Below are 20,137 nucleotides of genomic sequence, written 5' to 3' on the forward strand. Positions count from 1 at the left end.
GTCATTTCGAGATGGCGAGCGGGATGGTGCCTCAGCGGCCGTACGGAATGCCTGTCGAGTGAATCCAGCCCATCCAGTGCGCGAACAGGATGAACAGGAACAGCGAGATCGACAGACCGACGCGCGTCGCCAACGACCAGACCATCCGCTTGGTCTTGCCGCGGTCGTGCATCATGAAGTACAGCGCTGACACCATGCTGGCAATGATCAGGGCGAACGCGATGGGAACGAGAATGTGCATGGAACGAACTGAGAGTCAGGAACGCGAAAGCAACGAGTTCATTATCGCACTGCACGCAATGGTTCAGGTCTCGACCGAAAGCGCACAATGAAGATTCGTCTGATCCCCACGCTGCTGATTCTGATCGTCGTTGCAGTGACGTTGCGGCTCGGCTTCTGGCAGCGCGACCGTGCGCATCAAAAGGAAGCATTGCAGGCGCACATCGCGCAGTTCGAAAGCGCGCCTGCGCAGCGTATCGGCGCCGCTCCGATCGCGCTGAAGGACATCGAGTTTCATCGCGTGCGTGCTGTCGGGCAGTTCATGCCGCAGCAAGTCGTGTACCTCGACAATCGCCCGTATAACGACCAGGCGGGCTTTTACGTCGTGATGCCCTTTAAACTGCGCGACGGTGGCTATGTGCTCGTCAATCGGGGCTGGTTGCCGCGCAACATGAACGAGCGCACGGCGATTGCTCCGTACGATACGCCGAAGGGCGAGATCGAAATCGAAGGCATCGCGCGCGCCGATGCCAGTCGCGCCTATGAACTCGGGCAGGGCGGTTCGGCCGCCCATCAGCCGATCCGGCAAAATCTCGATGTCGCGTCGTACGCGGCGGAAACTGGGTTGCCGCTACAGCCGTTCGTGATCCAGCAGACGGGCGACACCGGCGACAAGCTCGTGCGCGACTGGCCCGCGCCAGCGACGGGCGTCGAACGCAACTACGGCTATATGTTCCAGTGGTGGGGTATGGCAGCTGCCGCCGTCGTGTTCGGTCTGTATGCGGCGCGGCGCGGCGCGAAGAACGCGAAGCGGGTGGACAGCAAGCGTCCGGAGAGCAACGACGCTGCCAACAACGGGCCGGCGCCCCACGCTTGAAGCAAGGCGGGTGCAAGTCCAGCGGCGTAATCGAGCGCCATCAAGGAAAGAGGATCAGGAGTGTCGACGCACAATTCCCGTTCGCAGCAAACGCGACAGCAACGCGCACAAGATGGAAAAGGCGTCGTTCCGGGCCAGCCGGACGGCAAAGGCTCATGGCAGCGCGGCCGCTGGACCTTGCTCCTGATCGCGCTCGTCTGCGCGGCGCCCGTGCTCGGCTCGTACTTCACGTATTACGTGATCAAGCCGAAGGGCGGCACGACCAGCTATGGCGCGCTGATCAACCCGCAGCGGCCGATTCCCGAGGCCCTCGTCGTGATGGGCGAAGATGGCAAGCCGAAGAAGCTTGCGTCGCTGCGCGGCCGCTGGCTGATGATTTCCGTTGACAGAAGCGCGTGCGACAAGCCTTGCGTGACGAAGCTTTACTTTATGCGCCAGGTGCGCGCGACGCAGGCGGGCGAGCGGGAGCGCATTGTCAATGTGTTTCTGCGCACGGACCCCGGCAAGGTGCCCGACATCGTCGACAACGCCTACAAGGACACCGAGATGCTGATCGCCGATCCGAAGGAAGTGGCCGCCTGGCTGCCCGCCGAAGACGGCACGCAGATCACCGATCACATCTACATGGTCGACCCGAGCGGCAACCTGATGATGCGGTTCCCGAAAGACCCGAATCCGACGAAGATCAAGGGCGATGTTACAAAACTGCTGAAAAACTCGGGTATCGGCTAAAGTGCCCCGGGCACGTCAAAACGCGCTTAGAGGCGATAGAAGGAAAGACAGATGTTCGTATTGCAACTGGGGCTGATCGGGCTGTGCATTGCGTTGCTGCCGCTGTCGTACGTGTGGGTGAAAGCCGACGACAACAAGTTCCGCAAGCTGGTCTGGGTCACGACGTTCCTGACGCTCGACCTGGTGATGTTCGGCGGCTTCACGCGCCTGACCGACTCGGGCCTCGGTTGTCCTGACTGGCCCGGCTGCTACGGCACCTCGTCGCCGTTCATCGCGCATGCGGCGATCAGCGCCGCGTATCGGGCAATGCCGTCTGGCCCCGTCAGCATGACTAAAGCGTGGATCGAGATGATTCACCGGTACTTCGCGATGGCCATCGGCGTGCTGATCGTCGCGCAGACGATCATCGCGTGGGTCGCGCGCCTCAAGCGCCGGCCGCTGCATGTGTCGCCCTGGTGGCCGACTTCCCTGCTGTTGCTGATCCTGGTGCAGGGCGCGTTCGGCGCGTGGACCGTCACGATGAAGCTGCAGCCCGTCATCGTTACGACGCATCTGCTGCTCGGGCTTGCGCTGCTCGGCACGCTTGGCTGGCTCGCCGCGCGCCAGACGCCCGTGCCCGCGTACGAGCCCGAAGCGTCGCGCTGGCGCGCCGCCGCGCTGTTCGGTCTCGCGCTGCTGATCGTGCAGATCGCGCTCGGCGGCTGGGTCAGCACGAACTACGCGGTGCTCGCCTGCACCGACTTCCCGACCTGCAACGGCCAATGGGTTCCGCCGATGGACTTCCGCCACGCGTTCCATTTGTGGCGCGCGCTAGGCATGACGGGTGACGGCGATGTGATCACGCAGGACGCGCTCGTCGCGATTCACTGGACGCATCGCACGTTCGCCTTCGTCGTGGTCTTGTATCTGCTGTGGTTCGCACTGAAACTGCGCCGCTTCGAGTCGCTGCGGCGGCCCGCGAACGGCGTGCTGCTCGTGATCGTCATCCAGTTTGTCACCGGCCTGTCGAACATCGTTTTGCAGTGGCCTTTGCCCATTGCCGTCGCCCACAACGGCGGAGCCGCGATCCTGCTGCTTTTGCTCGTTATGTTAAACTTTCGAATCGCTTATAGCCGTCCCGGCCGCGCCGTCATTCATGCGCGCGATGCCGCGCCAGCGTGACCCTCATGGACAGCACAACTCTCCCCCATTCGCCCGGTAGCCGGATTTCTCAATACATTGCGTTGACGAAGCCGCGCGTGACGCAGCTCGCCGTCTTCTGCGCGGTGATCGGCATGTTCCTGGCCACGCCCGGCATGGTGCCGTGGACGGTGCTGATCGGCGGCGCGGTCGGCATCTGGTTGCTCGCGGGTGCGGCATTCGCCATCAACTGTCTGGTCGAGCAGAAAGTCGATGCGAAGATGCGCCGCACGGCATGGCGTCCGTCGGCACGCGGTGAAATCACCACTTCGCAGATCCTGCTGTTTTCGGCCGTGCTCGGCGCCGTCGGCATGTGGACGCTCTACACGTTCACCAACGCGCTGACGATGTGGCTCACTATCGCCACGTTCGTCGGCTACGCGATCATCTACACGCTGTTGCTCAAGCCCTATACGCCGCAGAACATCGTGATCGGCGGCGCATCGGGCGCGATGCCGCCGGCGCTCGGCTGGGCAGCCGTGACGGGCGCCGTGCCCGGCGACGCGTGGATTCTCGTGCTGATCATCTTCGTCTGGACGCCGCCGCATTTCTGGGCACTCGCGCTCTATCGCCGCAAAGACTACGAAAACGCCGGCCTGCCGATGCTGCCTATCACGCACGGCGAGCAGTACACGCGTCTGCATATCTTCCTGTACACGGTCATTCTGTTTGCCGTCACGATGATGCCGTTTATCTCGGGCATGAGCGGAATCGTGTATCTGGCGTCGGCAGTTCTGTTGGGTGCCGTTTTCCTCGCGTATGCGTGGAAGATTTATCGGGAATATTCTGACGACCTCGCGCGTAAAACCTTCCGTTATTCGATCGTTTATCTGTCGCTGCTGTTTGCGGCGCTGTTGATCGACCACTATGCGCGTGCCTTGATCGGCGCGTAACACCATGCTCACTGAACGGTTCGCGCGCGCGGCGCGCGTTGCTTTCGTCGCGTGCGCGCTCGGCGGCGCGGCGCTGGTCTCTGGATGCGGGAAAGAACAGCCCGCGTTCACGAACGTCGATATCACGGGAAACAAGCAGTTCGGCACGGACTTCTCGCTGCCCGACTCGAGCGGCAAGACGCGCACGCTCGCGGACTATAAGGGCAAGGTCGTCGTGCTGTTCTTCGGCTACACGCATTGTCCCGACGTGTGCCCGACGACGATGGCGGAACTCTCGCAGGCACTCCAGCAACTTGGTCCCGAAGACGCGAAGCGCGTGCAGGTGCTATTCGTCACAGTCGATCCCGAGCGCGACACCCCCGAACTGATGGCGCAATACGTGCCGGCTTTCAATCCGACCTTCGTCGGCCTGCGTCCTGCCGACCAGGCGCAGCTGACCAAGGTGACGAAAGATTTCCGCGTGTACTACGCGAAGGTGCCGGGCAAGTCGCCTGACAGCTACACGATGGACCACACGGCCGCCAGCTACGTGTTCGACACCGACGGCAAGCTGCGCCTGTTCGCGCGCGATGGCCAAGGCGCGTCGCCTTGGGTGCACGATCTCAAGCTGTTACTCGGCTGATCGAACGGCACGAAAGCCGAACGCTGAAACGAAAAGGCTGCACGCGCGTGCAGCCTTTTTCTTTTGGACGCCCCACCTCATTCGGGCACTTTGAGGTTCATGCCGGGCGCCATCCTGGTCGCCTTGAACTCCGTCACGTCATAGCGCGCGAGCTTTTGCTGGGCAAACGGATCGCTCGCAAGGATGTCGTCGAGTCTCGATCGTTCGATACCGGCTGCAATGATCACGCCGCCGTCGCGGGGTACTTTCGGTCCCGCCATGATGAACACGCCGGCGTCGAACTGACGCACGAGAAACGCGCGGTGTGCTTCCAGCGCGTCGTCCACGCGATCCAGTGATGCCGTATAGGTGAGGGAAACGACGTACATAAGAAACCTCGCAATAGGGATGAGCAAGCGGCGCGCGGATCGGCGCATTCCATCATTATCGGTTCAGATGGCGACGATGTGTCCCTTTCAGGCTGCCTCAAGTCGGCGCAGCGACCTGCCGATATCCAGAAGGAGCAATCGTTTGCGCTGGTCTCATGGTTAAGGCGGGCGCGGCGGATGTGCCGAAGAAGTGACTAGACCACAAGAGACCGATACAACATGAGTAGGATGAGTCTGAACCGCAAGCTGTGGTTATCGCTGGTGCTCGTATGGCTGGGTTTGCTGGGCGTCGGGTTGTGGAGCGCGGTGGAAACCCGCTCGACGATGCTCGATGAACGCAAGGCGGGCATGGTGAATCTCGTCGATGCCGCGCAAGGCATCGTGAACGGCTACTATGCGCTCGCGCAGGCCGGCAAGATGAACGAGGCCGATGCGCAGCGCGAAGCGCTCGCGCGCCTCGCGACGATGCGCTACGGCGAATCCGGCTATCTGTTCGTGATGGACTCAAAGCCGGTCGTGCTGATGCACCCGACCCTGCCGCAGATGAACGGCAAAGCCGTGGGCGACTTCAAGGATCCCGACGGGAAACTGCTGTATGTGTCGATCGTCGATGCGGCGAAGGCGACGGGCAAAGGCTTTGCGGAATATCGTGGACGTCTGCCGCACAGCGAACAAGCCGTGCCGAAGATCAGCTATGCGGTGCGTTTTGCGCCGTGGGATTGGAACATCGTGAGCGGCGTGTTCGTGCGCGATATCGATACCGCCTATTACGCGAACCTGATCGAGCATTTTATCGTCGTACTGGTGATCGGCGCGGGGATTTCGTTCGCGATGCTGCTGATCATCCGCAACGTGCGCGGCAGCCTCGGCGGCGAGCCGCAAGACGCGGCGAAGCTCGCGGCGCGCATCGCAACGGGCGACCTCACGCAGATCGTGCCCGTGCGCCCCAACGATTCGACCAGCATGATGGCCGCGATGAACGAGATGCAAAGCCGCCTGCAGCGCGCGATCAGCGAGATTCGCGGGTCGGCGGAGTCCATCGCGTCGGCGACGCAGCAGATTGCCGCGGGTAACGGGGATCTGTCGCAGCGAACCGAGCAGCAGGCCGCGTCGCTGCAGGAAACGGCGGCGAGCATGGAGGAGCTGACGGCGACTGTCAAGCAGAACGCCGACAACGCGCGCCAGGCGAGCGGCCTCGCAAACAATGCATCGGACATCGCCACCAAGGGCAACGAGGTCGTGAGCCGCGTGATCAGCACGATGACGGAGATCAACGACAGCTCGCGTCAGATCTCGGACATCATCGGCGTGATCGAGGGCATTGCGTTCCAGACGAACATTCTCGCGCTGAACGCGGCCGTCGAAGCGGCGCGTGCGGGCGAGCAGGGCCGAGGCTTCGCGGTCGTTGCGGGCGAAGTGCGCAGCCTCGCGCAACGTTCGGCGACGGCGGCGAAAGAGATCAAGCAATTGATCGGCGATTCCGTCGAACGCGTCAACAATGGCTATACGCTCGTCGAGCAGGCGGGCGCGACGATGAGCGACATCATGCAGGCCGTGCGCCGCGTAACGGACATCATGGGCGAGATTGCTGCGGCTTCGGAAGAACAGAGCAGCGGCATTTCGCAAGTGGGCCGCGCGGTGACGCAGATGGACGAGGTCACGCAGCAGAACGCGGCGCTCGTCGAACAGGCGGCGGCTGCTGCCGCGTCGCTGCAGGATCAGGCAACGCGCTTGCGTCAGACGATCGGTGCGTTTCGTGTGAATGGCTCGGATGATGTTGTAACGACGGTTGCGGCGCCGCCGGTTGCGAAACCTGCTTCGAAGCCCATGTCCAGGCCAGCCCCGAAAGCGCCTGTCGAGTCCGCCACCGCTCAAACGAACCCTGCGCCGCACGACTCGGTTTCGCGAGCCGCTGCTAGTCATGACGGCCCGACGCCGCCCGCGGCGCGCAAGCCGGCACCTGCGCCGCGCCCCGCTGCGCCGAAGTCATCCGATGACGACTGGACGACGTTCTGAACAGCTGATCGATCGATCATCCAGGGCCGCCGCTGTGCGGCCTTTTCTTTTTCGGACGACGCATGCTTTCCTTCGCGCGCGCAAGAGCGGCCCGCCGCCGCGTAGGCCGCATACCCATATGCAAACCCTGTATTTCACATCGATGCGAGCCTGTGAGACCATCTCGGCCTCGGCGGGCCGCTGGCAATGTCCACGCGCTCACCGTCGAACACGAATCTGAAACAAGGCAGTCAAGAGAGAATCACATGCAGCGCAGAACACTCATCAAGGTTTTTTCGGCAGCGCTCGCTTCGGCGGCACTCGTCACGAGCTTCGGCGCACACGCCGACGACAAGGTCATCAAGGTCGGCACGATCAGCGGCCCCGATGCGCAGATCTGGTCGGTCGTGCAGAAGGTCGCGAAGCGCGAAGGTCTCAACGTCAAGGTCATCGAGTTCAACGACTACGTACAACCGAACGCCGCACTCGACGCGGGCGATCTCGACGCGAACAGCTTCCAGCATCAGCCGTATCTCGACAGCCAGGTCAAGCAGCGCGGCTATAAGATTGTCAATGCGGGCCTCACGTATATCTCGCCACTCGGCATCTATTCGAAAAAACTGAAGTCGCTGAAGGATCTGCCGCAAGGCGCGAAGGTCGCAGTGCCGAACGATCCGTCGAATGAAAACCGCGCGCTGCTGCTGTTGCAGGCGCAAGGCGTGATCAAGCTGAAGGCGGGCGCGGGCACGAACGGCAATAACGCGACGCCGCTCGACGTCGCCGACAATCCGAAGAAGGTGAAGCTGGTCGAACTTGACGCAGCGCAACTGCCGCGTTCGCTGTCGGACGTCGACGCCGCCGCGATCAACACGAACTACGCGCTGGCAGCCGGCATGCAGCCGACCAAAGACGCGATCGCGCTGGAAGACGTGCACAGCCCGTACGCCAACCTGATCGCCGTGCGCGCGAAGGACAAGGACCAGCCATGGGTGAAGAAGCTGGTCGCGGCATACCAGTCGGAAGAAGTGCGCCAGTTCATCAAGACGGAGTTCAAGGGTTCCGTCGTGCCGTCGTTCTAAGCGGCACCGACAGACCGCAAACTCGGAAAAGCGCCACGGGGAACCGCGGCGCTTTTTTTATGCGCGGCGCAACGGCAAACGTGCGCAAACCTATACGCTGCGCTCCCATTGCTCGATGACGAGATCGCGTCCGAAGCGCCGCTCGGGCGCTGCCGCGCGCAGCGCGAAGCCGGCCTGCGTGAAGAGCCGCCGCGCATCGTCGAGCGAGCTCTCGCTTTCGACGGATAACGTGCGGTAGCCCGCCCGCTTTGCAAAGCGCATACATTCGTTGATCAATTGCGTGCCGATGCCGAGCTGCCGCACATCTGGCTCTACATACAGCATGTGGACGTTCGCCTGCGCGTCCGAGGCCGTCGCGACCAGCGCCGATCCGACGATCAGACCATCTTGTTCGGCGACCCAGCAGATTTCCCGTCGCGCGTCGTGTGCGTGCGCGAAGCGCGCCGCCCGCTGCGCGAGCAGCGCCTCGAACGTGTGATCCCAGCCATGCCCGTGTGCGAACAACTGCGCCTGGCGCGACACCAGCAAACCATATTCGCCCGCACGCGGCGCACGCAGCGTGACGATGCTGTGCCGGGGCCGCTCGTCGAGCAGACGCTCGATCAGCTTCATCGCAGCGATCAGCTGTTCCTGCGAGTGCGGCGCAAGCCGCGCGAGAACGGCTGCCACTTCGTCGATCGCGGCGGCGTCGAGCGGCCGGTACGCGGCCAGTCCAGTCTCGGTCAGCGACACCAGCGACTGGCGCGCGTCGATTTCCGACGGCCGCCGGGAAATCAGGTTGCGCCGCTCGAAGCTCGCGAGTAGACGGCTCAGATAGCCGCTGTCGATCCCGAGGTCGCGTGCGAGCGCCGCAGCTGTCTGATGCTCGCTGCGCGAGAGTTCGTGCATCACGCGCACTTCCGTCAGCGAAAACGGGCTTCTCTGCAGATGTTCGTGCAGCGCGCCGATGTGCTTCGTGTAAAAGCGGTTGAAGTGGCGGACCTCTTCCGCCCGGACTCTATCGGGATCGTTCACCTTGTCCGTTCCCCGTATTCGACTGTCATTCGGTCACCAAGCTCTGTTTGTTTCCGTCGAGTGATCGCGTGCGAATTTCGAAGTTTGCACCAGATTGTTAATAAAGAGGTATGACATTTGCGGCTTAACGCACGTAACTTGACAGACCAACGGTGCAGACCAGTTCATCCACTGGTCTCAGATGCGGGTATGCCCTAATGCCAGTCGGTTGTCAGTTGAAAACTGTTTAATTCCCTGAATGCCTTATCGGTCAAGGGTTTGTGCGATGCAGGCCAGCTCGATACCACTTCATTGACTGGTATTATGGTGGTTATATAATGGGCTCCGATTTCGTAGGTTAGAGCAGTCCCGACTCCTCACGATCCCGACCGAGCCATATGGAAACCCGTTGGTCCGCACTGACACCCGACGTCCACAACGTCACCCCGCTATACCTGCAGCTCGCCCGCAATCTCGCGACGGCGATCCATTGCGGCGTGTGGTCGGCGGGTGAGGCGTTGCCGTCGGAGCGCACGTTGTCCGACGCGATCGGCGTGTCGCGGATCACGGCGCGCAAGGCAATTGCCTTGCTGGTCGAACAGGGTTTGATCCGGCGCGCGCGTGGCGCGGGTAGTTTCATCACGCCCCGCGTCGAAGATCCGCTGTCGCGTCTCACCGGGTTCACTAAGAAGATGGAGCAGCGCGGGTTCCGGCCGGATTCGGTATGGCTGGAGCGCGGGCTGCGCAACGCGAGCCGCGACGAGATCGTGCATCTGGGTCTGTCGCCGGGCGCGTCAGTGGCAAGCCTGCGGCGTTTGCGCCGCGCGGACGGCATCGTGATGGCCGTCGAGCATTCGTCGCTGCCCGCGTCGATCGTGCCCGATCCGCAGGCGATCGGCGGCTCGCTTTATAGCTATCTCGAACAGCGCGGCGCGCCCGTCGTGCGCGCGCTGCAGCACTTCCGAGCCGTCAACGCGTCGAGCGAGATCGCCACGCTGATGGACCTCGTACCGGGCAGCGCGCTGCTGCTGATCACGCGCGTCGGCTACAGCGCCGACCAACGCGCCATTGAACTCACGGACACTTATTGCCGCGACGACTACTACGATTTCGTCGCTGAATTGCGGCTTTGATCCTGCGTGCAACGAATACATTGAACGCAGACGGCAAAGAATCAGTAACGCACTGCATAACGCAACATCAGAGAGACTCATGCTGACCGGAAACATACTCACCCCAGAAGGCTGGATCCACGGCACGATCGAATTCGAAAGCGGCCGCATATCGGCTATCAAGGGCGACGCCGTCGATCCGTCGAAGAACGATGCTCCATACATCCTGCCTGGCTTCATCGATCTGCACGTGCACGGTGGCGGCGGCGCCGACGTGATGGAGGCGGGCAACGCGATCGAAGCGATCACGCGCACGCATGCACGCTTCGGCACGACTAGTCTGCTGGCCACCACGATGACGGCGCCGCGCGACGAGCTGATGAGCGTCGTCGCGGGCCTCGGCGACGTAGCGAAGAACCGCGTGCCTGGCGGCGCGCGCGTGCTCGGTGTGCACCTCGAGGGTCCCTACATCAATCCCGGCAAGCTCGGCGCGCAGCCTGACGCAGCCGTGTCGGCCGTGCTCGACGAAGTGCTGAAGTATCTGTCAATCGCGCCGATCCGCGTTGTCACGATCGCGCCGGAAATTTCCGGCCACATGGACATCATTTCGGAGATCAACGCGCGCGGCGTGCGCGTGCAACTCGGCCACTCGCTCGGCACGTACGACGACGCCGTAGCCGCGATGAAGCACGGCGCGCGCAGCTTCACGCACCTGTTCAACGCGATGTCGGCGCTGCATCACCGTAATCCAGGGATGGTGGGCGCGGCGCTCGCGCACGCTGAATACGCGGAAATCATTCCCGACCTGCTGCACGTGCATCCGGGCGCGATCCGCGCCGCGATGCGCGCGATCCCACGTCTCTACGTGGTGACGGACAGCACGTCGGCGACGGGCATGCCCGATGGCGAATACCGCCTCGGCAGCCAGCACGTGACGAAGTGCCTCGGCGGCGTACGACTCGCCGATGGCACGCTTGCGGGCAGCACGCTGACGATGGATCAGGCGCTGCGCAATCTGGTATCGCTCGGCCTGCCGGTGGCCGATGTTTCAAACCGTATGTCCCGTTATGCCGCCGACTACCTCGGCATCGAAGACCGTGGCCGCCTCGCGCGCGGCGCGTGGGCCGATGTCGTGGTGTTCGACCGCGAACTGGCGCTGACGGCGACTTACGTCGAAGGAGAATCGATTGTCGAATATGCTTAAAGAGGCGCTAGCGTCCGCTGACGTGGTCGCCGCGCAACTCAACGATACGTCGCGTGTGGAAGCGCTCGCGGCCCGCCTTGCGCTGGAGCCGCGGCATGTCGCGCTGACCGTGGCGCGCGGCAGTTCGGATCACGCGGCGAGTTACTTCGCATCGCTGACGATGAGCCGCGTGGGCCTGCCCGTCGCGTCGCTGCCAATGTCCGTCGCCACGCTTCAGCAGGCGCCGCTGAAAGTGAGCAACCAGCTTGCGCTTGGCTTCTCGCAATCCGGCAAGAGCCCGGATCTGGTCGGCACGATGCAGGCGCTGCGCGAAGCCGGCGCGCTGACCGTGGCTGCCGTCAACGTGCCTGGCTCGCCGCTCGAACAGGCATGCGAGTTCTATCTGCCCCTCGTCGCCGGTCCCGAACTGAGCGTCGCGGCAACCAAGAGCTATATCGCGATGCTGTCCGTGTCCGCGCAACTGGTCGCGCACTGGCAGAAGGACGATGCGCTGCTCGGCGCGCTGAAATCGCTGCCCGATGCACTCGCGCGTGCAGGCGCGCTCGACTGGTCGAAGGCCGTGGACGAACTGCGCGACGTCGAACGCATGATCGTGATCGGCCGTGGGCTCGGGCTTGCGATCGCACAGGAAGCGGCATTGAAACTCAAGGAAACGTCGGGCATCCAGGCCGAGGCGTTTTCGAGCGCGGAAGTGCGTCACGGCCCGATGGAACTGATCGACCGCGACTATCCGCTGCTGGTGTTCGCACCCCGCGGGCCGGAGCAGTCGGGCCTGTTGCAGCTGGCCCGCGACATGCAGGCGCGCGGCGCTCGCGTGCTGCTCGCGGCACCGGGCGACGTTCCCGAAGCCACCTTGCCGCTCGTATCGACGGCGCACGCGGCGCTCGATCCGATTGCCGCGATCCTTTCTTTCTATGTGATGGCAGCCGGCCTCGCCGCCGCTCGCGGACGAAATCCCGATGCGCCGCGCCATCTGATGAAAGTCACCGAAACTCACTGATCGAGATATTCAGATGCGACGTGTCGAGGAGTCCCGTTTGAAGAGCCATTCCGAAGGCCATATTGTCCTGCTCGCGCCGATGACGGGTCCCGTCGTGCCGCTCGCGAACGTGCCCGACCCGGTGTTTTCGGGCGGCATGTTCGGCGACGGCATCGGTATCGATCCGCTGGAAGGCAAGCTGGTGGCGCCGTGCGACGGCGTCGTGATGCATCTGGCGCGCACCGGCCACGCCGTCACGATCACGACGGCAGAGGGCGTCGAAGTCCTGCTGCATATCGGTATCGACACGGTCGAGCTGAACGGCAAAGGCTTCGCGCCGATGATCGAGCAGGGCGCGAAAGTGCGCACGGGCGACGTGCTGATCGAGTTCGATCAGGATGCCGTTGCGCGGCATGCGCCGAGCCTTGTTTCGGTGATCGCGATTGCGAACTCCGATGCATTCGAGGTCGTCGACCGCGCGGAAAGCGGCACGCTGAAGGCAGGCGAGTCGCCGCTTCTGACGCTGCGTGTGCGCGATGGCGCGGCCGTCGCGGCTTCGCGGCAGGCGTCGAGCGTCAGCGAGGAAGCGCGCCAGAGCATCGTGCTCGAGCATGCGGGCGGTCTGCATGCGCGTCCGGCGGCGCGTGCGCGCGAAGCGGCGCGCGGCCTCGATGCACGCGTCGAAGTGCGTTTCGAAGGCAAGAAGGCGGCGATCGAAAGCGTCGTCGGTTTGCTGGGGCTGGGCGCGGGACAGGGCGCATCGGTCGAAATCGTCGGCATCGGCGCGCAGGCTCACGCCGCCGTCGAAGCCGTGGTGCGCGAACTGACACGGGAGGCGCATGGCGAAGCGGAAGAGAAGCCTGCGCGTCAGATGTCGCCGGCGCCTGTCACTGTGCCGAAGACGGGCGGCGAGGCGCTTGTGCCGAACACGCTCGCGGGCGTGTGCGCGGCGCCCGGCATCGCCGTTGGCAAACTGGTGCGCTGGGACGACGCGGACATCGAGCCGCCCGAGACCACGGGCAACACGCCCGCTGCCGAAAGCCGCCAGCTTGACAAGGCGCTCGCCGCCGTCGACGCCGAACTGAACACGACTGTGCGGGACGCCTCGCAGCGCGGCGCGCATGGCGAAGCGGGCATTTTCGCGGTGCATCGCGTGCTGCTCGAAGATCCGACGCTGATCGACGCCGCGCGCGATCTGATCAGCCTCGGCAAGAGCGCTGGCTTCGCGTGGCGCGAGACGATCCGCGCGCAGATCGGCGTGCTGTCGAAAGTCGATGACGCGCTGCTCGCCGAACGTGCCGCCGACCTGCGCGACATCGAGAAGCGCGTGTTGCGCGCGCTCGGGCACTCGAACGCGGCGGCGCGCTCGCTGCCCGAGGAAGCGGTGCTGAGCGCCGACGAGTTCACGCCATCGGATCTGTCTTCGCTGGATCGCAAGCGCGTCACCGCGCTCGTGATGGCGCGCGGCGGTGCGACCTCGCACGCGGCGATCATCGCGCGGCAGGCGGGCATTCCGGCGCTGGTCGCGATGGGCGATCAGTTGCACGCGATCGCGGAAGGCACTCAGGTAGTGGTCGATGCGACCGCGGGCCGCCTCGAATATGCACCGAGCGCGCAGGACGTCGAGCGGGCGCGCAACGAGCGCCAGCGCCTCGCGGGCGTGCGCGAAGCGAACCGTCGTACGTCGCAGCAAGCCGCCGCGACCAGCGACGGCCGCGCGATCGAAGTGGCCGCGAACATCGCGACGCTCGACGACGCGACGGCCGCCGTCGACAACGGCGCGGATGCCGTCGGCCTGCTGCGCACCGAACTGCTTTTCATCCACCGTCAGGCGGCGCCGACTGTCGATGAGCATCGCCAGAGCTATCAGTCGATCGTCGAGGCGCTACAAGGACGCACGGCCATCATCCGGACGCTCGACGTCGGTGCGGACAAGGAAGTCGATTATCTGACGCTGCCGCCCGAACCGAATCCGGCGCTTGGCTTGCGCGGCATCCGTCTCGCGCAGGTGCGCCCGGATCTGCTCGAAGACCAGTTGCGCGGCCTGCTTTCGGTGCAGCCCGCAGGCAAGGTGCGCATCCTCTTGCCGATGGTGACGGACGCCGGCGAACTCGTGCGTCTGCGCAGACGGATCGACGAACTCGCCGCCGCGTTGGGCCGCACGGAGAGGATCGAAGTCGGCGCGATGATCGAGGTGCCGTCGGCGGCGCTGCTCGCCGATCAACTCGCGGAACATGCGGACTTCCTGTCGATCGGCACGAACGACCTCACGCAGTACACGCTCGCGATGGACCGTTGCCAGCCGGACCTCGCCGCGCAGGCGGACGGCCTGCATCCGGCCGTGCTGCGTCTGGTGTCGGTGGCAGTGCAGGGTGCGGAAAAGCACGGCAAATGGGTCGGTGTGTGCGGCGCGCTCGCCGGCGATCCGCTCGCCGTGCCGCTGCTCGTCGGCCTCGGCGTGACTGAGTTGTCGGTGGATCCTGTGTCCGTGCCGGGTATCAAGGCGCGTGTGCGCAAACTCGATTATCGGCTGTGCCATCAGCGCGCCCTGGACGCCCTGGCGCTCGAATCCGCACAAGCGGTAAGAGCCTTGAGCCGCGAAATCTGGCCGCAAGACTGAGTGCGCTTGCGTCGCAACCAGTCCGAACGACAGATTCGTCAGCTCGATATTTCAACCAGCAAGTCAAGCAAGTACGCAACTACACGAGACAAAGGAGTGGAGGTATCAATGGATGGGAATCCGTTTCTGAAGGTTCAGCGCCTTGGCCGCGCACTGATGCTGCCGATCGCGGTGTTGCCGGTAGCCGGCCTGTTGCTGCGCCTCGGTCAGCCCGATGTGTTCAACATCAAGATGATCGCCGACGCGGGCGGCGCGATCTTCGACAACCTGCCGCTTCTGTTCGCGATCGGCGTCGCTGTCGGTTTCGCGAAGGATAACAACGGCGTGGCAGCGCTGGCGGGCGCGATCGGCTATCTGATCGAAGTCGCCGTGATGAAGGACATCAACGACAAGCTCAACATGGGCGTGCTGTCGGGGATCATCGCCGGTATCGTCGCGGGGATGCTGTACAACCGGTACAAGGACATCAAGCTACCCGACTACCTCGCGTTCTTCGGCGGCAAGCGCTTCGTGCCGATTGTCACGGGGGTCGCGTGTCTGGTGTTGGGCATCGTGTTCGGCTACGCGTGGGCGCCCGTTCAGGCCGCCATCGACGCCGCCGGCCACTGGCTGACGACGGCAGGCGCGGTCGGTGCATTCGTGTTCGGCCTGCTGAACCGGCTGCTGCTCGTGACGGGTCTGCATCACATCCTGAACTCGCTCGCATGGTTCGTGTTCGGCACATTCACGCCGCCGGGCGGCGCGGCCGTGACAGGCGACCTGCATCGCTTCTTTGCAGGCGACCCGACCGCGGGCACTTTCATGACGGGCTTCTTCCCGATCATGATGTTCGGTCTGCCCGCAGCGTGTCTCGCAATGCTCCACGAAGCGCCCAAGGAGCGCCGCGCACTGGTCGGCGGCCTGCTGTTCTCGATGGCGCTGACGTCGTTCCTGACGGGCGTGACGGAGCCGATCGAGTTCAGCTTCATGTTCCTCGCGCCAGTGCTGTACGCGATCCACGCGGTGCTGACGGGCCTCTCGCTCGCAATCTGTTCGGCGCTCGGCATCAAGCTCGGCTTCACGTTCTCGGCGGGCGCGATCGACTACGTGCTCAACTACGGTCTATCGACAAAAGGCTGGGAAGCGATCCCCATCGGGATTGCCTATTCGGTCGTCTACTACGGCCTGTTCCGCTTCTTCATCCGCAAGTTCAACATGGCGACGCCGGGCCGCGAGCAGGAAACGCCGGACGTGGCCAACGAATCGTTCTCTGCGGATGGCTTCGTCGCGCCTGTCGGGGGCTCAGCCGCAACGTCGGGCACGCGAGCGCAGCGATACATCGCGGCGCTCGGCGGTGCAGCGAATCTGTCGGTGGTCGATGCATGCACGACGCGTCTGCGTCTGTCGGTGGTGGACTCGGAGAAGGTGTCGGACAACGAGCTGAAGTCGATCGGTGCTCGCGGCGTGCTGAAGCGCGGCGGCGGCAACGTACAGGTGATCATCGGACCGGAAGCGGACATCATCGCCGATGAAATCCGCACGACGATTGCGAGCGGCGGCGCGGCTGCTGCGTCGCCCGCGAAGCCCGCTGTTGCGTCGGCCCCTGTCGTAACCGCTGCAACGGCTGCAACGGCGGCAGCTGGCAACGGCCCGCTCGATCCGGACCCGCTGCGCTGGCTCGCTGTGTTCGGCGGCGCGACGAACGTCGTGTCGCTGGAAGCGGTGGCGGCGACACGCTTGCGTATCGTCGTGCGCGACGCGTCGGCGATCGATCGTCAGCGTCTCGACACGCTGAATGTAGCGTGGGTGTCGACGGATACGTTCCACATCGTCGTCGGCGACGCGGCGCCGCGTTACGCGCAGCAACTGTCGACGCGTCTGACAGCAACGGCATGAGTTTCGTGAAGGCCTGAGTCTTCGTCGCTAAAGAGCCGGCGCCCTCGAGGCGCCGGTTTCTATTTGCGGCTCAGCGTTCGTCGCGGGCCGCCTGGGCATCGACCGCGTTGTTTGCTTCGAGCCACATCACGTTGATGATGCCGAGCGCGAGGGCAAGACCAATGCCGAGAATCCAGCTGAAGTACCACATGGTTCGCTCCTTCAGTACATCGAGTGATGGTTCTGTTCGATCGCGTCGGCCGTGACCTTGCCGCGCATCACGCGATACACCCAGCTCGTGTAAATGAGAACGAGCGGCAGGAAGACGATCACGGCGATCAGCATGATCTGCAGCGTCATCTGGCTCGACGTCGAGTCCCAGACGGTGAGGCTGCTGCGGCCGTCGAGCGACGACGGCATGATGAACGGAAACATCGAGAAGCCCGCCGTCAGGATCACGCCCGTCACCATCAGCGAGGTCGACAGGAACGCCGTGCGCTCGAAGCGCGAATTCGCGAGCACGAGCGCGAGCACGCCGCCCACGACGCCAGCAAGGGGCGCGGCAATCATCCACGGGTACATCGCGTAGTTCGTGAGCCACAGGCCGGGCGCGCCCATCACGTTTTTTAGCAGCGGATTCGCGACGGTATCGAGCGGCGCGGGCTCGCTGATCTGGTAGCCGCCGATCAGCGTCGCCACCAGCACGCCGGCAATCAGGAAGAGCCCGACTGCGATCAGCGATGCGGCACGTAGAGCAATCGACGCACGCCGGGCGACGACGCCATCCGCTTTCATCTTGACGAACGCCGCGCCGTGCGCGGCGAGCATCGACACGCTCACCACGCCGCACAGCAGCGCAAACGGGTTGAGCAGCGCGAAGAAGCTGCCGTGATAGGTGACGCGCAGTTCCTGATCGAATGCGAACGGCACGCCCTGCAGCAGATTGCCGAACGCGACGCCGAACACCAGCGCGGGCACGAATCCGCCGACGAACAGCGCCCAGTCGCATGCGCTGCGCCAGCGCGGATCGTCGCGCTTGCCGCGATAGTCGAAGCCGACAGGGCGGAAGAACAGCGAGAAGAGCACGAGCAGCATCGCGAAGTAGAAGCCCGAGAACGACGCGGCATATACGAGCGGCCAGGCGGCGAACATCGCACCGCCCGCCGTGATCAGCCAGACCTGGTTGCCCTCCCACGTCGCGCCAACGGTGTTCACGACGATGCGCCGCTCGGCGTCCGTCTTGCCGATGAAGGGCAGCAGGATCGCTGCACCCATGTCGAAGCCGTCGGTTAGCGCAAAGCCGATCAGCAGTACGCCGACGAGCACCCACCAGACCAGTTTGAGGGTTGGGTAATCCATAGCGTTGTCCTTGTCCAGGGCTTCCGTCATGCCGCCGTATTGGCGCCGATAGCAGCCTGCGTGCTCTGCTCGTGGTGATAGCGGCCCGTATGCAGCGACGACGGACCGAGCCGCGCGTACTTGAACATCAGAGTGATCTCGACGATGAACAGTGCGGTGTAGAACACGACAAAGCCCGCGAGACTCAGATATAGATCGCCCGCCGTCAGACTGGACGACGACAGCGAAGTCGGCAGAATGCCCGCGATGGTCCAGGGCTGTCGCCCGACTTCGGCGACGATCCAGCCGAACTCGGCCGCGAGCCACGGCAACGGTATGGCCCACACGGCCCAGTGCAGGAACCAGCGGCGATTCTCGAACAGCAGCGAGCGCTGCGCGCAGAAGAAGAACGCCAGCACGAAGGTGGCGAGGAACAGGATGCCGAGGCCAACCATCAGCCGGAACGACCAGAACACAGGCAGCACGGGCGGGACAGTCTTCTTCGCGGCCTGTTTGATCTGGTCGGCGGTGGCGTCGGTGACGTTGGGCGTGAACTGCCTGAGCAGCAGGCCGTAGCCGAGATCCTTCTTGTTCGAGTCGAAGGTGGCGTGCGTCTCGTCGGTCGCGTCGCCTTGTCTGATTTTTTGCAGCGCGCCGTACGCAAGGATGCCGTTGCGGATGCGCGTCTCATTCTGCGCCATCAGTTCCTTCAGTCCGACGACGGGTTCGTCGAGCGAGCGCGTCGCGATGATGCCGAGCGCGTAGGGCACGCGCAGCGCATAATCGGTGCGTTCCTCCTGCTGGTTCGGCATGCCGAAGATCGTGAATGGCGCGGGCGGCGGCGCCGTTTCCCATTCGGATTCGATCGCGGCGAGTTTCATCTGCTGCACTTCCCCCGTGGTGTAGCCCGATTCGTCGCCCAGCACGATCACGCACAGCGTTGCGGCTAGCCCGAAGCCCGCCGCCACCGCGAACGAGCGCAGCGCGAAGTCGATGTCGCGGCGCTTGAGCAGATACCACGATGAAAGCCCGAGCACGAACATCGACGCTGTCACATAACCCGCCGACACCGTGTGCACGAACTTCACCTGCGCGACGGGATTGAAGATCACGTCGAAGATGCTCGACAGCTCCATGCGCATCGTTTCATAGTTGAACTCGGCGCCGACGGGGTTGTTCATCCAGCCGTTCGCAATCAGGATCCACAGCGCGGACAGATTCGAGCCGAGCGCCACGAGGAATGTGACCATCAGATGCTGGACGCGCGACAGCCGGTTCCAGCCGAAGAAGAACAGACCGACGAAGGTCGATTCCAGAAAGAACGCCATCAGCCCTTCGACGGCGAGCGGCACGCCGAAAATATCGCCGACGTAGTGGGAGTAGTACGACCAGTTGGTGCCGAACTGGAATTCGAGCGTGAGGCCCGTCGTCACGCCCATTGCGAAGTTGATGCCGAACAGCTTGCCCCAGAATTGGGTCATGTCCTTGTAGATCTGCTTGCCTGTCATCACGTAGACGCTTTCCATGATCACGAGCAGCCATGACAGACCGAGCGTCAGAGGCACGAACAGGAAGTGATAGAGGGCCGTGACGGCGAATTGCAGACGCGAAAGATCGACGACGTCGCTAGCGGGCATGGTTGTCACCTCGATGCTGAAGCGGCGATTGGACGGAGGCCGGCACCGACAGCAGCGCCTGGGCGACCTGCGCGGGCGGCAGCGACATGTTCCGCGCCTGCGGATGATTGAAGAAGGCGAACTTGAGTGCGATCAGCAGCAGGAACTTGATCGCGAGCACGATCAGGATGTCGCGCGCGAAGGTCGGGCCGCGCGCCCACGCGACGATGCGGCTGGCGAGCGCGCGGTGTGTGGCATTCCTATGATTGAGCGTGGTGGCCATGTTCGATCGGCAATGTCATCGCGCCGGTTGACCCGGCAGGATCCAGTGCCCGTCATTCGCGGCCCTGGCGCATGCCTAACCATTGTAGGAATGGACCGACGGACAAGCCCGCGTCATCGTGTCGCGAGTGGGCGTCAGTCTTATCTTTAATAAGCCAAGGTCCACACGAGTTCA

Annotated in this window: 19 protein-coding genes; 12 read left to right on the plus strand and 7 right to left on the minus strand. The window is 63.8% G+C overall.

What is annotated here, in order from left to right:
* Positions 1 to 31: 31 nt before the first annotated feature.
* Positions 32 to 241, minus strand: a complete 210-nt coding sequence (locus BPHY_RS01390; RefSeq protein WP_012399702.1) for a twin transmembrane helix small protein — start codon at positions 239 to 241, stop codon at positions 32 to 34.
* Between the two features lie 87 nt (positions 242 to 328).
* Here BPHY_RS01390 and BPHY_RS01395 point away from each other — a divergent pair, with 87 nt between their 5' ends.
* Genes BPHY_RS01395 through BPHY_RS01415 form a run of 5 tightly spaced genes read left to right on the plus strand, consistent with a single transcriptional unit; the run spans position 329 to position 4,522 of the window.
* Positions 329 to 1,096, plus strand: a complete 768-nt coding sequence (locus BPHY_RS01395; RefSeq protein ID WP_012399703.1) for an SURF1 family protein — start codon at positions 329 to 331, stop codon at positions 1,094 to 1,096.
* A 60-nt stretch (positions 1,097 to 1,156) separates the two neighbouring features.
* Positions 1,157 to 1,828: an SCO family protein gene (locus BPHY_RS01400; RefSeq protein ID WP_012399704.1), complete on the plus strand. Its 672-nt coding sequence runs from the start codon at positions 1,157 to 1,159 to the stop codon at positions 1,826 to 1,828.
* Positions 1,829 to 1,879: 51 nt separating this feature from the next.
* Entirely contained in the window at positions 1,880 to 2,989 is a 1,110-nt protein-coding gene (locus BPHY_RS01405; protein WP_012399705.1) for a COX15/CtaA family protein, read from the plus strand.
* A 5-nt stretch (positions 2,990 to 2,994) separates the two neighbouring features.
* Positions 2,995 to 3,900: a heme o synthase gene (gene cyoE / locus BPHY_RS01410; RefSeq protein ID WP_012399706.1), complete on the plus strand. Its 906-nt coding sequence runs from the start codon at positions 2,995 to 2,997 to the stop codon at positions 3,898 to 3,900.
* 4 nt (positions 3,901 to 3,904) lie between these two features.
* Entirely contained in the window at positions 3,905 to 4,522 is a 618-nt protein-coding gene (locus BPHY_RS01415; RefSeq protein WP_012399707.1) for an SCO family protein, read from the plus strand.
* 77 nt (positions 4,523 to 4,599) lie between these two features.
* Here the strand turns inward: BPHY_RS01415 and BPHY_RS01420 are convergent, their stop codons facing one another.
* Entirely contained in the window at positions 4,600 to 4,890 is a 291-nt protein-coding gene (locus BPHY_RS01420) for a YciI family protein (protein ID WP_012399708.1), read from the minus strand.
* A 219-nt stretch (positions 4,891 to 5,109) separates the two neighbouring features.
* On the opposite strand from BPHY_RS01420, the gene BPHY_RS01425 reads away from it, so the two are divergent.
* Together BPHY_RS01425 and BPHY_RS01430 are read left to right on the plus strand one after the other, a co-directional pair.
* Positions 5,110 to 6,906 carry a methyl-accepting chemotaxis protein gene (locus BPHY_RS01425; protein WP_012399709.1) on the plus strand — a complete coding sequence of 599 codons (1,797 nt, stop codon included), beginning with the start codon at positions 5,110 to 5,112 and terminating at the stop codon, positions 6,904 to 6,906.
* A 245-nt stretch (positions 6,907 to 7,151) separates the two neighbouring features.
* Positions 7,152 to 7,964, plus strand: a complete 813-nt coding sequence (locus tag BPHY_RS01430) for a MetQ/NlpA family ABC transporter substrate-binding protein (protein WP_012399710.1) — start codon at positions 7,152 to 7,154, stop codon at positions 7,962 to 7,964.
* A 90-nt stretch (positions 7,965 to 8,054) separates the two neighbouring features.
* Here BPHY_RS01430 and BPHY_RS01435 read toward each other — a convergent pair whose 3' ends face one another.
* Complete coding sequence (locus tag BPHY_RS01435) at positions 8,055 to 8,978, minus strand: bifunctional helix-turn-helix transcriptional regulator/GNAT family N-acetyltransferase (protein ID WP_012399711.1); 924 nt, start codon at positions 8,976 to 8,978, stop codon at positions 8,055 to 8,057.
* A gap of 377 nt (positions 8,979 to 9,355) precedes the next feature.
* Here BPHY_RS01435 and BPHY_RS01440 point away from each other — a divergent pair, with 377 nt between their 5' ends.
* The 5 genes from BPHY_RS01440 to nagE all read left to right on the plus strand — a co-directional run bounded on the left by BPHY_RS01440 (position 9,356) and on the right by nagE (position 16,747).
* Positions 9,356 to 10,090: a GntR family transcriptional regulator gene (locus BPHY_RS01440; protein WP_012399712.1), complete on the plus strand. Its 735-nt coding sequence runs from the start codon at positions 9,356 to 9,358 to the stop codon at positions 10,088 to 10,090.
* A 79-nt stretch (positions 10,091 to 10,169) separates the two neighbouring features.
* Positions 10,170 to 11,273, plus strand: coding sequence for an N-acetylglucosamine-6-phosphate deacetylase (gene nagA, locus BPHY_RS01445; protein WP_012399713.1), 1,104 nt, complete (start codon positions 10,170 to 10,172; stop codon positions 11,271 to 11,273).
* The gene (locus BPHY_RS01450; protein ID WP_012399714.1) at positions 11,266 to 12,273 is read left to right on the plus strand and encodes an SIS domain-containing protein; all 1,008 of its coding nucleotides are present in this window, start codon (positions 11,266 to 11,268) and stop codon (positions 12,271 to 12,273) included. Before nagA ends, BPHY_RS01450 begins: the two co-directional genes overlap by 8 nt.
* Before the next feature lie 13 nt (positions 12,274 to 12,286).
* On the plus strand, positions 12,287 to 14,872 hold the full coding sequence (gene ptsP / locus BPHY_RS01455) for a phosphoenolpyruvate--protein phosphotransferase (protein ID WP_012399715.1): 2,586 nt from the start codon (positions 12,287 to 12,289) through the stop codon (positions 14,870 to 14,872).
* Positions 14,873 to 14,980: 108 nt separating this feature from the next.
* A complete protein-coding gene (gene nagE, locus BPHY_RS01460; protein WP_012399716.1) occupies positions 14,981 to 16,747 on the plus strand; it encodes an N-acetylglucosamine-specific PTS transporter subunit IIBC in 1,767 nt (588 codons plus the stop codon).
* 70 nt (positions 16,748 to 16,817) lie between these two features.
* On the opposite strand, the gene cydX is transcribed toward nagE, so the two are convergent.
* Genes cydX through cydP form a run of 4 tightly spaced genes read right to left on the minus strand, consistent with a single transcriptional unit; the run spans position 16,818 to position 19,963 of the window.
* On the minus strand, positions 16,818 to 16,937 hold the full coding sequence (cydX, locus tag BPHY_RS39085; RefSeq protein ID WP_012399717.1) for a cytochrome bd-I oxidase subunit CydX: 120 nt from the start codon (positions 16,935 to 16,937) through the stop codon (positions 16,818 to 16,820).
* 11 nt (positions 16,938 to 16,948) lie between these two features.
* Positions 16,949 to 18,085 (minus strand): cytochrome d ubiquinol oxidase subunit II, encoded by a 1,137-nt coding sequence (cydB, locus tag BPHY_RS01470; RefSeq protein ID WP_012399718.1) that lies wholly within the window; start codon positions 18,083 to 18,085, stop codon positions 16,949 to 16,951.
* Between the two features lie 26 nt (positions 18,086 to 18,111).
* The gene (locus BPHY_RS01475; RefSeq protein ID WP_012399719.1) at positions 18,112 to 19,701 is read right to left on the minus strand and encodes a cytochrome ubiquinol oxidase subunit I; all 1,590 of its coding nucleotides are present in this window, start codon (positions 19,699 to 19,701) and stop codon (positions 18,112 to 18,114) included.
* Positions 19,691 to 19,963: a cytochrome oxidase putative small subunit CydP gene (cydP, locus tag BPHY_RS01480; RefSeq protein WP_012399720.1), complete on the minus strand. Its 273-nt coding sequence runs from the start codon at positions 19,961 to 19,963 to the stop codon at positions 19,691 to 19,693. The genes BPHY_RS01475 and cydP overlap by 11 nt, the downstream gene beginning before the upstream one ends.
* Positions 19,964 to 20,137: the final 174 nt, after the last annotated feature.

Source organism: Paraburkholderia phymatum STM815 (genome assembly GCF_000020045.1).
In the GTDB taxonomy this organism is placed as follows: Bacteria; Pseudomonadota; Gammaproteobacteria; order Burkholderiales; family Burkholderiaceae; genus Paraburkholderia; species Paraburkholderia phymatum.